The sequence below is a fragment of the Pseudomonas sp. NFACC37-1 genome, from assembly GCF_900101575.1.
In the GTDB taxonomy this organism is placed as follows: Bacteria; Pseudomonadota; Gammaproteobacteria; order Pseudomonadales; family Pseudomonadaceae; genus Aquipseudomonas; species Aquipseudomonas fluorescens_AA.
In genome coordinates this window covers 192,818-206,849 of record NZ_FMUZ01000002.1, presented here as the reverse complement: position 1 = coordinate 206,849, position 14,032 = coordinate 192,818, and the positions used below count along the sequence as shown (strand labels likewise).

The following is a 14,032-nucleotide window of genomic DNA, read 5'->3' as shown; positions in this document are numbered from 1 at the left end:
ACCGTTGCCCCTTTTTACGCAGGACGCTTTCAATGACCACCGAAAAAACCGCTGGCAACCCGATCGAAGACATTTACCCGCTGTCGCCGTTGCAACAAGGGATGCTGTTCCACTCCCTGCTGCACGAAGACTCCGGGGTGTACCTGATGCAGGATCGCTACCGCATCGGCGGGGCCATCGATGAAGGGGCGTTCCTCGAATCGTGGCGCCAGGTGGTGGCACTGCACCCTTCCCTGCGCGCCAGTTTCCAGTGGAAAAGCCAGAAGCAACCGGTGCAGGTGATCCATCGCCAGGTCAAGGTGCCGCTGGACACCCTCGACCTGCGCGGGCTCGCGCCCCATGAGCAGGAGGCGCGGATCCGCACGCTGCTGGAAGACGAGCAGAAGGTCGGCTTCAACCTGTCCAAGCCACCGCTGATTCGCTTCCGGCTGGTGCGCCTGGCCGACGAGTCCTACGAGTTCATTCGCAGCTTCCACCACATCCTGATGGACGCCTGGTGCATCTCCCTGGTGACCGTGGACTTCCTCAAAGTCTACGAAGCGCTGTGCAACGACCGCACGCCGGAACTGAAAAGCCCTCGGCCATTTCGCGATTACATCCAGTGGCTGCAACGCCAGGATGCGGGCAAGGCCGAGCAATTCTGGCGCGGCCAGTTGCAAGGCCTCAACGCCCCCACGCCACTGACCGTGGACAACGGCGTGAGCCGCGACCGCTACACCGATGCGGTGCTGGTGGACGACCAACTGATTCACCTCGACGCACAGGAAACCCAGGCACTGGCGGCGTTCTGCCGCAGTCGCCGGATCACCCCGAACACGTTTTTCCAGGGGGTCTGGTCGTTGCTGCTGTCGCGCTACAGCGGGCAGCAGGACGTCGTCTTTGGTGTCACCGTGGCCGGCCGTCCGGCTGACCTGACCGGCGTTGCGGAAATGATCGGCCTGTTCATCAACACCTTGCCGCTGCGGGTTTCGGTGGATCCGAACGCCTCACTCGGCAGTTGGCTGGGCGATCTGCAGAAACTCAACGTCGACATGCGCGACTTCGAGCACACACCGTTGACCGACATCCAGGGCTGGAGCGATTTCCCCCGGGGCGAGACCCTGTTCGACAGCATCCTGGTGTTCGAAAACGCGCCCATCGACGAACAGATCCTCGAAGGCGGTTTCCAGTTCAGCCTCGAAGGCATGGACCACAGCGTGCACACCCACTACGGCTTGACCGTGGTGATCCTGCCGGGCGATCAACTGGGCATCCGCGTGTCCTATGACCGCGAACGTTTCGAGGCCGCCACCGTGCAGCGTCTGCTGGGTCACATCGCCAGCCTGGTGCGCAGCATGCTCGTCGCCCCCGACGCGCCGTTGGCCAGCTTCGAACTGCTGGCCGCCGACGAACGTCAACAGTTGCTGGGCGAATGGGCGCTGAACCCCCACGACTTTGCGCTGGATCAAAGCTACGCCGAGCTGTTTGCCGCCCAAGTCGCCCTGCGCGGTGATCAGGTCGCCGCGACCTGCGCCGGTGAGTCGCTGACCTACGCCGAGCTGGACCTGCGTTCCACGCGCCTGGCCCACGCCCTGCGCCAGGCCGGTGCCGGTGAAGACCAACTGGTCGCGCTGGTGGCGCCTCGTGGCCTGGCGCTGTTGACCATGATGCTGGCCGTGTTCAAGGCTGGGGCGGCGATGCTGCCCCTGGAGGTCAATCACCCGCCCGAGCGCCTGCGGGAAATCCTCGGGCTGTCCCGCGCGCCGTTGCTGATCGCCAGCCAAGCCTGCGGCGGTCTGATCGAGCCACTGCTCAGCGGCCTCGACCAGGCGCCCACGGCGCTGTTCGCCGAAGCCTGCTGGGCATCGGGCAACGACACGCCACTGCCGGTGCTCGCCCGCCCCGACAGCCTGGCCTACGTGCTGTTCACCTCGGGTTCGACCGGCACGCCAAAGGGCGTGATGATCGAACAGCGCGGCATGCTCAACAACATCTTCGGCAAGGTGCCGGCCCTGGGGCTCAGCGCCGCTGACCGCATTCCCCAAACCGCCTCGGTGGCGTTCGACATTTCGGTCTGGCAGTTCCTCGCCGCGCCGGTGCTCGGTGCCACCGTGCATATTCTTCCCGATGAAGTCGCCCACGACCCGCAACGCCTGTTGCAGGTGCTCGCCAGCGAGCGCCTGAACGTGCTGGAAATCGTCCCGAGCCTGATGCGCACCGTGCTCGCGTTGTGCCCGTGCGACTTGCAACTGCCGGACCTGCGCTGGGTATTGCCCACCGGTGAAGCCCTGCCACCGACCGTGGCCCGGGACTGGTTCGCACGGTTCCCCGACATCGCGCTGATGAACGCCTACGGACCGGCCGAATGTGCCGACGACGTCGCCTTCCAGCCGATCTTCGCGGCGCCCGGGGCCGAGGTCAGCCACATGCCCATCGGCCAGCCGACCGCCAACAACCGCCTGTATGTGCTGGACGAAGCCCTGCGCCCGGTGCCGGTTGGCGTCGCCGGGGAAATCTGCGTCGGTGGCGTCGGCGTCGGCCGCGGCTACCTGCACGACCCACAGCGCACCGCTGAGGCTTTTATCGAGCACCCTCAACTCGAAGGTCGCCTGTACCGCACCGGTGACCTGGGACGCTGGCGTGCAGACGGGGTGATCGAATACCTCGGCCGTCGCGACCAGCAGGTAAAACTGCGCGGGCACCGGATCGAACTGACGGAAATCGAACACCGTCTCGCCCAGCACCCGAACGTACGCGAAGCCGCCGTCCTGCTGCGGGAAAATACCGTCGGCGAAGCCTGGCTGGTGGCGTACTGGTCGGCCCATGACGAGACCCAGGGCAGTGACGACCTGAGCGAACACCTGCGGGCGCAACTGCCGCCGTACATGGTGCCGGCGGCTTTCGTCGGCCTGGACAAACTGCCGCTGAACAATAACGGCAAGGTCGACCGCAAAGCCCTCGCCGCCCGCGAGCTGGACTGGCAGGCGGACGCCCAGGAGAGCATCGCCCCGCGCAACGCCCTGGAAACCAGCGTGGCGTCCATCTGGGCCGAAGTCCTGGGGCGCGACACCGTTGGCGTGGAGGACAACTTCTTCACCCTCGGCGGGCACTCGCTGCTGGCGACCCAGATCGTGGCCCGCCTGCGCACCCATTTCAAACTGGACCTGCCATTGCGGGTCCTGTTCGAACACCCCACCGTGGCCTTGCTGGCCGTGGCCATCGACGCCCGCCAGGCCGAGGCCGCCGCACCGCAAGCCAACGCGCTCAGCGTGCCCAAGGCCCAACCACGCCCGACGCTGCTGCCGCTGTCGTTCTCGCAACAGCGCCTGTGGTTCATCGAGCAACTGACGCCAGGCACCACCCTGTTCAACATCCCGTTCGCCCTGCACCTCAAGGGTGAACTCAACGTCCAGGCGTTGCACGCCAGCCTGAACGACCTGCTGATACGCCACGAAATCCTGCGCACCGGCATCCACAGCACCGACGGCGTGCCGTGCCAACGCATCAGCCCGGCACTGGACATCGCGTTGCCCTTCGAAGACTTGTCGGGGTTGACCGCCACCGCCCGCGCCGGCGCGCAGTTCAATGCCCTGCAAGACACCTTCGAGCAGCCGTTCGACCTGACCCGCCCACCGCTGCTGCGTGCGCGCTTGCTGCGCCTGGCGCCGGGCGAGCACGTGCTCGGCATCGCCCTGCATCACCTGGTGTCGGACGCCTGGTCGGCCACCATCGCCCTGCGTGAGCTGGCCCTGGGTTATGAAGCCCGTTGCAACGGTACTCGCGCCGACCTGCCGGCCCTGCCGCTGCAGTACGCCGACTTCGCCCTCTGGCAGCGCGAACACCTGCAAGGCGCCGAACTCAAGCGCCAACTCGACTACTGGACCACCACCCTGGACCGTCGCGACAGCGACGCCAGCCCGCTGCTGGCCTTGCCCACCGACCATCCACGGCCCTCGGTGCAAAGCTACCGCGCCGGGATCGTGCAGCGTGAACTCAGCGCCGACCTCAGCGGCCGGGTACAAGCCTTTGCCAGTCGTCTCGGCACCACACCGTTCACCGTCCTGTTCGCCGGCTTCGCCGTACTGATGCACCGTTTGAGCGGCGACGCCACGGTGCTGGTCGGCACCCCGGTCACCCACCGTGAACAACCGGGCACCGAAGGCCTGCTGGGCATTCTGCTAAACAACCTGGCGATCCGCGCGGACTTCGAACCGCAAGCCGGCTTCAGCGCCCTGGTCAAGCAAGTGGCCGAACGCCTGCGCGATGGCCTGCTGCATCAAGACTTGCCGTTCGAGCAACTGGTGGACAGCCTGCAACTGCCGCGCAGCCTCAGCCATGCGCCGCTGTACCAGGTCATGGTCGCCCAGCAACTGGCCATGGAGTCGCGGTTGCGCTTCCCCGGGTTGGAATTCGAAGCGCTGGACACGCCGCTGCGACACTCCGAATGCGACCTGGACCTGCACGTGCTGTGCCCGGCCAATGCGCCGATCCAACTGGAGTTGATGTTCGCCCTCGACCTGTTCATCGCCGACAGCGCCCGCCAGACCCTCGCCCGCCTGGAACACCTGCTCGAACACATGCTCGCCGAGCCCCAGCGCCCGGTCGCCGCCTTGCCGCTGCTGATGGACGCGGAGTGGCAACGCACCGTGGTCGAGTGGAACCGTACCGAGATGGAAGTGCCGACGCACCTGACCTTTGCCCAGTTGTTCGAACAACAGGCCGAGCGCACCCCGGAGCGTGACGCCCTGTGTTTTGAAGGCCGCAGCCTGAGCTACGGCGAACTGAACCGGCGGGCCAACCAGGTGGCGCATTACCTGCGCAGCCAGGGCGTCGGCGCCAACCGCCCGGTGGCGCTGTGTGTCGAGCGTTCGCTGGAACTGCTGGTCGGCCTGCTGGGCATTCTCAAGTCCGGTGGTGCCTATGTGCCGCTGGACCCGACCTACCCGGTGGATCGCCTGGCGTACATGCTCGAAGACGCGCAACCGGCACTGTTCATAGGCCAGCAGGGCCTGTTGGAACAACTGGGCGCCGAGCTGCCACGCTTGCGCCTGGACAGCGACGCGGCGCTGTTCGCCGACCAGCCGGACAACAACCCGGCCCCGCTCGCCGGGCCGCAAGACCTGGCCTACATCATGTACACCTCCGGTTCGACCGGTAAGCCCAAGGGCACCCTGGTGACCAACGGTTCGGTGGTCAACCTGGCCTGGGCGCGTATCCATGGCTTGTATCGCCGCTACACCGACCAGCCGATGCGCACCAGCTTCAACTACTCGTTCGCCTTCGACAGTTCGGTGGCCGAACTGATCCTGTTGCTCGACGGCCATAGCCTGTACCTGACCCCGGAAGACGTGCGCTACGACCCCGAGGCCCTGGCCGGTTTCTTCCGCGATACCCGCCTGGACGCCTTCGAGTGCACCCCGGCGCAGCTCAAGGCCCTGCTTGAAAGCGACGGCGTTCGCCTTGGCGAGGTGTACCTGCCGCGCTTCGTGCTGTTCGGTGGCGATGCGGTGGACGCTCAACTGTGGCAACGCCTGCCATCGATTGCCGGCAGCCGCTTCTTCAACACCTACGGCCCGACCGAATGCACCGTGGATGCCACCGGTTGCGCGGTGGATGACTTCCCGCAGCGGCCGATCATCGGCCGGCCCATCGCCAACGTGCGCACCTACGTGCTCGACGCCTTCCTCAACCCGATGCCGGTGGGCGTCCCGGGGGAACTGCACATCGGCGGTGCCGGCGTGACCCTGGGCTACCTCAACCGTGCCGAACAGACCGCGAAGGTGTTCATCGAAGACCCGTTCTCGTCCCTGCCAGGCGCACGGATGTACAAGTCCGGCGACCTGGTGCGCTGGTTGCCCGACGGCCAGCTCGAATACCTGGGACGCATGGATCATCAAGTGAAGATCCGTGGCTTCCGTGTCGAACTGGGGGAAATCGAAACCTTGATCGGCGCCCAACCGGGCGTACGCCAGGCCGTGGTGCTGGCCCGTGAAGACGTGCCCGGCGACAAGCGCCTGGTGGCCTACGTGACGTGCGACCAGCAGGCCGACATCCATGCCTGGCGCAAGACCATTGGCGCCGCCCTGCCCGACTACATGGTGCCCTCGGCGTTCGTGCTGCTCGATGAGCTGCCGCTGACCGACAACGGCAAACTCAACCGCAAGGCCTTGCCGGCCCCGGATGTCCAAGCCGCGCCAGACGCCCTGGACCCGCCGCGCAGCGCGGCCGAACAGCAACTGGCCGCCCTGTGGGCCGAGTTGCTGAACGTGCCGTCGACGCAGATCGGCCGTGACAGCCATTTCTTCTACCTCGGCGGCCACTCGCTGCTGGCGGCGGCGCTGTTTGCCCGCCTGCGCCAACAGTTCGCCACTGTGCCGCCGTTGCGGGCGGTGTTCGAACACCCGACCCTCGACGCCTTGGCCGCACTGCTGGGCGATCCCCTGCAAGCCCCGGCGGCGACTTTCGTTGCGGCGCCGCGTCCGGCGCGCCTGCCGCTGTCGTTCGAACAACAACGCTTGTGGTTCCTCGAACAACTGAGCGCCGGCGGTGGCGAGTACAATGTGGTCAGCGCCGTGCAACTGGACGGCGAACTCCATGTCCAGGCCCTGCAAGCGGCCCTGAACAGTGTGGTCCAACGCCACGAGATCCTGCGCAGCCGCATCGTGCGCGATACCAACGGCGAGTTGGCGTTGGTCATCGAACCGAAGGTCGATCTCACCGTGCAGGTGACGGCACTGCAAGCGACCAGCGACGAGCAATGGCAGCGACTGACCGACGCGGCGATCCATGCGGAAACCGGCCACCGTTTCGACCTCGCCGCTGAAGTGCCGGTCCGGGCCACATTGCTGCAACGCAGTGGCGGCGCCCAGTCGCTGCTGTTGCTCAGCGTGCACCACTGCGCCACCGATGATGCCTCCAGCCAGAACCTGCTGGAGGAACTGCGACAGTGCTACACCGCCCAGTGCCATGGCACCCCGGCGACACTGCCGGCGCTGGCGCTGCAATATCCCGATTACGCCCTCTGGCAGCGCGAGCCCGGCCAACAGAGCGCGTTCAGCAGCCAACTGGAATACTGGCGCAACCAACTGGAGGACGGCGACTACCTGCTCGACCTGCCGACCGAACAGGGCCGTCCAAACCAGCTCGCCCCGGCGGCCGGCGCGGTGCAACTGCAATTGCCGCCCGACCTGGTGGAACGCCTGCGGCAGTTCGCCCAGCAACGCGGTGCCACCCTGTACATGCTCATGCTTGGTGCCGCGCAGTTGCTCTTGGGGCGCTACGCCAACCAGCGCGACGTGCGGGTCGGCAGCCCGGTGGCCCAGCGTCCATTCGCCGAGCTGCAACCGCTGATCGGCTGCTTCGTCAACACCGTGGTCATGCGCGCCGACCTGGATCCGGCCCTGGATTTCGAAGGTTTGCTCAACCAGGTGCGCAACCGTGTGCTGGATGCCCAACAGCATCAGGACGTGCCGTTCGACCAGGTCGTGGAGCACTTGAAGCCTTCGCGCAGCCTCGGCCAGACCCCGCTGTTCCAAGTGTTGTTCGCCATGCAGAACGCCGACACGTCGAGCCAGCCATGGCCGCAGTTGCAGGTCAGGGAACGCGCGGTGACCGCCCAGGCCACCAAGTACGACCTGAATTGGGAAGTGCACGACGGCGAAGTGCTGTCGGTGTTGCTGGAATACCGCGCCGCGCTGTTCAGCGAAACCACGGCCCGGCGTTGGCTGGAACAATGGCAACAACTGCTGGAAGCCATGCTCGAGGCGCCACGCACCCGCCTCGGGGATTGGACACCGCTGCCGGCGGCCGAACGTCATCGCCAACTGATCGAGTGGAACGCCACCGAACGTCATTACAGCGGCCCGACCAACCTGCACACCGCCCTGAGCCAGCAAGCCACCCTGAGCCCCAACGCCCCGGCATTGGTGTTCGAAGGCCAGCGCCTGAGCTACGCCGAGCTGGACCAGCGGGCACAAGCCGTCGCCCGCGCCCTGCGCGCCGCCGGTATAGGTACCGACAGCATCGTGCCGGTGTGCATGGAGCGTTCGGTGGAAATGGTCGTGGCCTTGCTCGGCATCGTCCATGCCGGTGCCGCGTGGCTGCCGCTGGATCCGGAGTTGCCGGCCACGCGCCTGGCCTTCCTGATCGCAGACGCCGATGCCAAGGTCACCTTGACCCAGGCGCAATGGCTGTCACGCCTGCCCGCAGGGCATGCCGCCTGGACGCTGGATGCGTTGCCAGGCGCCGAAGTTGGAGAGCCGATCAGCGTCCAGGCCAACGACCTGGCCTACGTGCTCTACACCTCCGGCTCCACCGGCCAACCCAAGGGCGTGATGAACGAACACGGCGCCTTGATGAACCGCCTGCACTGGATGCAGGACGCCTTCCCAATTGGCCCGAACGACCGTGTGCTGCAAAAGACGCCGTACAGCTTCGACGTGTCGGTGTGGGAGTTCTTCTGGCCGCTGATCACCGGCGCAACCCTGGTGGTCGCCCGTCCGGACGGTCATCGCGACCCGGCCTACCTCAGCCAGTTGATCCAGCAGGAACGGGTCACGACCTTGCACTTCGTACCCTCGATGCTGCGGGCCTTTGTCGAGGAACCGAGCCTGGTCGACTGCCACAGCTTGCGCCAGGTGTTCGCCAGTGGCGAAGCCTTGCCGGTGGACCTGGTGCGGCGCTTCATGGGCCAACACCCGGCGGCGCTGGTCAACCTGTATGGCCCGACCGAAGCGGCCATCGACGTCTCGGTCTGGCGTTGCTCGGCGCACGACACAATCGTGCCGATCGGCAAGCCCATCGCCAACCTGCGCTTGTATATCCTCGACGAAGCCATGCAACCGTTGCCGATTGGCAGCATCGGCGAGCTGTACATCGGCGGCGTCGGCGTGGCCCGTGGCTATTTGAAACGCCCGGACCTGACCGAAGAACGCTTCCTCGCCAGCCCGTTCGTGGCCGGCGATCGCCTGTACCGCACCGGCGACCGCTGCCGCTTCCTGGCCGATGGCAACATCGAGTACCTGGGCCGTCTCGACCACCAGGTGAAGTTGCGTGGCCAGCGCATCGAGCTGGGGGAAATCGACGCTGCGCTGCTGGCCCAGGCCGGTGTTCGCGACGCCGCCACCTTGTTGCTGGATCAGCGCCTGGTGAGTTTCTGGTGCGGTGACGCCGATGAGGCGACCCTGCGTGCCGACTTGAGCGACAGCCTGCCCGTGCACATGCAGCCAAGCGTTTTCGTGCAGCTCGACCGCCTGCCGCTCAACAGCAACGGCAAGCTCGACCGCAAGGCCCTGGCCGCCGCGCCGCTGCCACACAGCCAAAGCGACCAGCCGCGCACCGCGCCGCGCAATGCCACTGAAACCGTGCTCTGCGAACTGTTCAGCGAGGTGCTGGGCTGTTCAGTCGTCGGTATCGAGGACCACTTCTTCCAACTCGGCGGCCACTCCTTGCTGGCCACACGCCTGGTCAGCCGGGTCCGTGAGCGCCTGGGGGTGTCCCTGCCCTTGCCGCTGGTGTTCGCCCAACCGACGGTCGCGGCCCTGGTCGAGCATCTGCGAGCGACCACGCCCGCTGAGTCGATCACCGCGCAACCGCGCCCGGCGCAACTGCCCCTGGGCCTGGCCCAACGCCGGTTCTGGATGCTCAGCCGCCTGGTGCCGGAGTCCCGCGAATACCACATGCCGTTCGCCCTGACCTTGCGCGGCGAGCTGCAGGTCCAGGTCCTGCGCGAGGCCTTTGAGCAGGTCAGCCAGCGCCACCTGGTGCTGCGCAGCCGGATTGTCGACGTCGACGGCGAGCCGCAACTGCTGATCGACGACCACGGGCCGGCGCTCGCGGTCACTTCCGTTGCAACCCAGGACTGGGCCGCGACCTGTGCCAACGCCCAGGACGAACTGATGACACCGTTCGACCTGGCCGCCGCCGCGCCTTGGCGTGCGCACCTGCTGCAACGCCAGGGCAGCGACGAAAACCTGTTGCTGGTGTGCCTGCACCACAGCGCCACCGACGGTTGGGCCATGCAGTTGCTCATCGACGAACTGACCCAGGCCTACGCCGCCGGCCTCAGCGGACAGTCGCCCGCCTGGACGCCGCTGGATATCGACTACGTCGATTTCGCCCTGTGGCAACAGCACCCGGACACCCAGGCCCGGCGCCATGCCAGCCTGGACTACTGGAAAAACCACTTGGGCCAGGACGACTACCAGCTCGACCTGCCCATCGACCATCCACGCGGCGCCGAAGCCGATCGTCGCGCCCGGCAACTGAGCGTCCGCCTCGGCACCCAGCGTGCCGAAGCCATCCGACAGTTCGCCCGTCAGCGCGGCACGACCACCTACGTGGTGCTGGCCACGGCCCTGAGCGCGCTGCTGGCCCGCTACAGCGGCCAGCGGGAGATTCGCCTCGGCACCCCGGCGGACCAACGTGACCACGCCCAAACCCAGACGTTGCTGGCCTGCCTGGTCAACACCCTGGTGCTCCGCAGCGACGTCGACCAACGGGCCCCGGCCGAGCAATTGCTCGCCAGCCTCGAAGCCGACCTGCGTGCAGCCCAGGCCCATGCCGACCTGCCTTTCGCCACCCTGGTCGGTGCCATCGCGCAGAACCGCGACTTGAACCGCACGCCGCTGTTCCAGGTGTTGTTCTCCCTCAACTATGGCCGCGTCGACAGCAGCCAATGGCCGGGGCTGAACGTCGAAGAGCAGATGCTGCCGGCGATCGACGCCAAGTTTGAACAGAGCTGGGAAGTCCAGGACGACGGCAGCGACATGACGCTGGCGCTGGAATACCAATCGGCCTTGTACGACGAAGCGACGATGCAACGCTGGAGCGCGCAGTGGTGCGCGTTGCTCGACGCCCTGGTGGCAACCCCTGGACGCACCCTGGTCGAACTGTTCCCGCAACAGCAGGACCAACAGCAACTGGACCGCTGGAACGCCACCGAACGTCATTACAACGGCCCGACCAACCTGCACACCGCTCTGAGCCAGCAAGCGGCCCTGAGCCCCAACGCCCCGGCGCTGGTGTTCGAAGGCCAGCGCCTGAGCTACGCCGAACTCGACCAACGGGCGCAAACCGTCGCCCGCGCCCTGCGCGCCGCCGGTATAGGTACCGACAGCATCGTGCCGGTGTGCATGGAGCGTTCGGTGGAAATGGTCGTGGCCTTGCTCGGCATCGTCCATGCCGGTGCCGCGTGGCTGCCGCTGGATCCGGAGTTGCCGGCCACGCGCCTGGCCTTCCTGATCGAAGACGCCGATGCCAAGGTCACCTTGACCCAGGCGCAATGGCTGTCACGCCTGCCCGCAGGGCATGCCGCCTGGACGCTGGATGCGTTGCCAAGCGCCGAAGTTGGAGAGCCAATCAGCGTTCAGACCAACGACCTGGCCTACGTGCTCTACACCTCCGGCTCCACCGGCCAACCCAAGGGCGTGATGAACGAACACGGCGCCTTGATGAACCGCCTGCACTGGATGCAGGACGCCTTCCCGATTGGCCCGAACGACCGTGTGCTGCAAAAGACGCCGTACAGCTTCGACGTGTCGGTGTGGGAGTTCTTCTGGCCGCTGATCACCGGCGCGACCCTGGTGGTCGCCCGTCCGGACGGTCATCGCGACCCGGCCTACCTCAGCCAGTTGATCCAACAGGAACAGGTCACGACCTTGCACTTCGTACCGTCCATGCTGCGGGCCTTTGTCGAGGAACCGAGCCTGGTCGACTGCCACAGCTTGCGCCAGGTGTTCGCCAGTGGCGAAGCCTTGCCGGTGGACCTGGTGCGGCGCTTCATGGGCCAACACCCGGCGGCGCTGGTCAACCTGTACGGCCCGACCGAAGCGGCCATCGACGTCTCGGTCTGGCGTTGCTCGGCGCACGACACAATCGTGCCGATCGGCAAGCCCATCGCCAACCTGCGCTTGTACATCCTCGACGAAGCCATGCAGCCGCTGCCGATTGGCAGCATCGGCGAGTTGTACATCGGCGGCGTCGGCGTGGCCCGTGGCTATTTGAAACGCCCGGACCTGACCGAAGAACGCTTCCTCGCCAGCCCGTTCGTGGCCGGCGATCGCCTGTACCGCACCGGCGACCGCTGCCGCTTCCTGGCCGATGGCAACATCGAGTACCTGGGCCGTCTCGACCACCAGGTGAAGTTGCGTGGCCAGCGCATCGAGCTGGGGGAAATCGACTCAGCCCTGCTGAACCTGCCGGCCATCACCGGCGCCTGCACCCTGGTCATCGACAACCGCCTGGTGGCGTTCTACAGCAGTAGCACCGCGCAGTCGGAACTCGACACCCAGCTCGCAGCCGAGCTGCCGGCCTACATGGTGCCGGCGGTGTGGGTGCACATTCCGGCGCTGCCCCTGAGCACCAACGGCAAGATCGACCGCAAGGCCCTGGCCGCCCTGCCCTTGCCAAACACCCAGAAAGACTACGCGGCACCGCGCAACGACCTGGAACGCCTGCTCTGCCAATTGTTCGGTGAACTGCTCGGCGAAACCTTGACTGGCGGTCGCGAAGTCGGCACCTCGGACAGTTTCTTCGCCCTGGGCGGTGACTCGATTCTCGGCCTGAAACTGATCTCGCGCTTGCGTGAGCAGGGCTATTCGCTCACGCCACGGGACCTGTTCCGCTCGCCGACCCCGGCGGCCCTGGCCCATGTGACCACGGCGCTGCTGACCCAGGCCGAACAAGGCGACGTGACCGGGCCGATGCCGCTGATGCCGTTGCACCAGTGGTTCTTTGACCAGCAACAGGTCCAGGCCGCGCACTGGAACCAATCGGTGCTGGCCGACAGCGACCGTCGCCTGGAACCGGCCATCGTCCAAGCCACGCTGGATCGGCTGGTGGCCCACCACGACGCACTGCGCCTGCGTTTCACCCACGTCGACGGCCAATGGCAGGCACACATCGCGCCGGTGGCACCGGCCCAGTTGACCTGCGGCGAACACCCGGAGCAATTGCTGCAAGTCGCGCAAAGCCTGGACCTGCAACACGGCCCGCTGTTTGCCGCGGCCCTGCTGGAAGGCACACCGCAGCGCCTGTACCTGGTGGCCCATCACCTGGTGGTCGATGCAGTGTCCTGGACGCCGCTGCTGGAAGATTTCCAACAGTTGTATGCCGCCCTGGAGCGTGGCGAGCAGCCGACGTTGCCGGCGAAAACCACCTCCTATCGTCAATGGGCCGAGCACCTGCAAGCCCATGCCGCCAAGGCTGCCGCCGAGCAGCGCTACTGGAGTGCCCAGGCCTCTGCGAACCCGCCGCCAATGGCCACGCTCGCCGAACGCCAGACCCTGTCGGCCCGCTGGGATGCCAGCCGCACGCACCAATGGCTGACCCAATCCCACGCGGCTTACCGCACACAACCGGAGGAACTGCTGATCGCCGCCCTCGCCGCGACCCTGGCCGAGGTCGAACAGCGCAGCGACATCGTCGTGGACCTTGAACGCCACGGGCGTGATGCACCGTTTGCCGGGCTGGACGTCGGCCGCACCGTCGGCTGGTTCACCACCCTCTACCCACTGCGCGTGAGTGCCAGCGGCGCCGCGGGCGATCAGGTGCGCAACGCCAAGCAAGCCTTGCGCGATGTACCCGGCCAGGGCCTGGGCTACGGCTTGCTGCACCAGCGCGGCGAGTTGCCGGCCAGCCACGGCGATGTGCTGTTCAACTACCTGGGGCATGAGCAAACGCCAGCGGGCTGGTTGCGCGCCAGCAGCCTGACCCCGCCACCGGACGTGGCCCCGGTGAACCGAGTGACCCATGCCCGTGAGGTGGTGGCCTGGCTGGAGGACGGCGTGTTGCGTGTCGAGTGGCACAGCGTCACGCCGAATGCCGACAGTCGTTTGCCTGCTCGCCTGCTGGAACGTTTGCAGGCACTGGTCGAACACTGCCTCGACCCGCAGGCCGGTTCGCTGATGCCTGCGGACTTCCCGCTGGCCAAGGCGCTGAACCAGAAATCCCTGGACAAACTGCTGGGCAAACTCAAGACCAAACCCGATTCCCAACGCTAGCGAGCGACGCGGCGCCCGCCCAGGTCTGCGGACCGGCGCGGCGCCTTGATCGA

At 66.5% G+C, this 14,032-nt stretch carries 1 protein-coding gene; it reads left to right on the top strand.

Going from position 1 to position 14,032, the window contains the following annotated elements; all coding sequences use genetic code 11:
• Window positions 1-32 precede the first annotated feature (32 nt).
• The gene (locus BLP82_RS03165; protein ID WP_092165293.1) at window positions 33-13,979 is read left to right on the top strand and encodes a non-ribosomal peptide synthetase; all 13,947 of its coding nucleotides are present in this window, start codon (window positions 33-35) and stop codon (window positions 13,977-13,979) included.
• Window positions 13,980-14,032 lie beyond the last annotated feature (53 nt).

Coding starts and splice junctions, on each gene's coding strand:
- BLP82_RS03165 (WP_092165293.1), top strand. CDS start 33: ATGACCACCGAAAAAACCGCTGGCAACCCGATCGAAGACATTTACCCG.